1 protein-coding gene is annotated in these 1,282 nt (G+C 42.4%); it reads left to right on the top strand.

Annotated elements, in window-relative coordinates; genetic code table 11:
• The first annotated feature begins 41 nt into the window (after positions 1–41).
• On the top strand, positions 42–1,160 hold the full coding sequence (tnpB, locus tag I2G42_RS16205; protein WP_195531274.1) for an IS200/IS605 family element RNA-guided endonuclease TnpB: 1,119 nt from the start codon (positions 42–44) through the stop codon (positions 1,158–1,160).
• Positions 1,161–1,282: the final 122 nt, after the last annotated feature.

The raw sequence follows: 1,282 nt of genomic DNA, 5'->3' as shown, positions 1-1,282 counted from the left end.
GAAAGTCAGGGACAAACGGATCGAAAAAGGAAGTGACCAACATGGCAAACAAAGCATATAAATTCAGAATATACCCCGATGATGTGCAGAAAGTTTTGTTTGCCAGAACGTTCGGCTGTGTCCGAATGGTGTACAACCATTGGCTTGCCAGAAAAATCAGGCAGTATGAGGAGAACAAAACCACGGTAACCTACACGGTTTGTGCAAAAGAAATGGCTGAAATGAAGAAAACAGAAGCATACGCATTTTTGAGGGAAGTAGACAGTGTCGCATTACAACAATCGCTTCGGCATCTTGATACGGCATTTCAGAATTTTTTCAAACAGCCGAAGACAGGTTTTCCAAAGTTTAAATCTAAAAAACAGAATAAAAAGAGCTATTCAACGATCTGTATCAACGGAAACATCGCCATATTGAATGGATATTTGAAATTGCCGAAAGCCGGCCAGGTCCGGTTAAAACAACACAGAGCTGTTCCGAAAGAATACAAATTAAAATCTGTAACAGTAAGCCAGACACCAGGCGGAAAATATTATGCAAGTATTCTTTTTGAGTATGAAAATCAAGTACAGGAAAAAGAGATGCAGAGTTTTCTGGGGTTAGATTTTTCCATGCATGAATTATATCGTGACAGCAACGGGAATGAACCTGCATATCCGAAGTATTACAGGAATGTAGAGGAAAAATTAGTGAGGGAGCAGCGCAGACTTTCCAAAATGCAGAAAGGTTCGAACAACCGTAGCAAGCAGAGAATCAAGGTGGCAAAACTCCACGAAAAGGTTTCCAGTCAACGAAAGGATTTTCTGCATAAGCTGTCAAGGCAGCTAGCAAATGCTTATGATTGTGTATGTATAGAATCCCTAGATATGAAAGCAATGTCACAGATGCTGAACTTTGGAAAATCTGTTTCAGATAACGGGTGGGGAATGTTCACAGGGTTCTTGAAATACAAACTTGAGGAACAGGGTAAAAAGCTTGTGAAGGTGGACAAATTTTTCGCCAGCAGTCAGATTTGTTCCGTTTGTGGTTACAGGAACGCAGAGACAAAAAATCTTGCGGTCAGAGAGTGGGATTGTCCGCAGTGTGGAACCCATCACGACAGAGATGTAAATGCGGCTGTTAATATCAGAAATGAGGGAATGCGGCTGGTAGCGGCATGACCGTAACGTAATATAATAAAACCGTGGGACACACGGGGATAGCTCGCCTATGCTTAGCACATTGGTGCTATCGAACGAGAACCAAACCTACCGAGGTTAGGGAAGCCCCCACCTCTACAGGT

The sequence above is a fragment of the Fusicatenibacter saccharivorans genome (genome assembly GCF_015557635.1).
GTDB lineage: Bacteria > Bacillota > Clostridia > Lachnospirales > Lachnospiraceae > Fusicatenibacter > Fusicatenibacter saccharivorans.
Note: the sequence above shows the minus strand (reverse complement) of the source record. Positions and strands in the feature narration are given on the sequence as shown.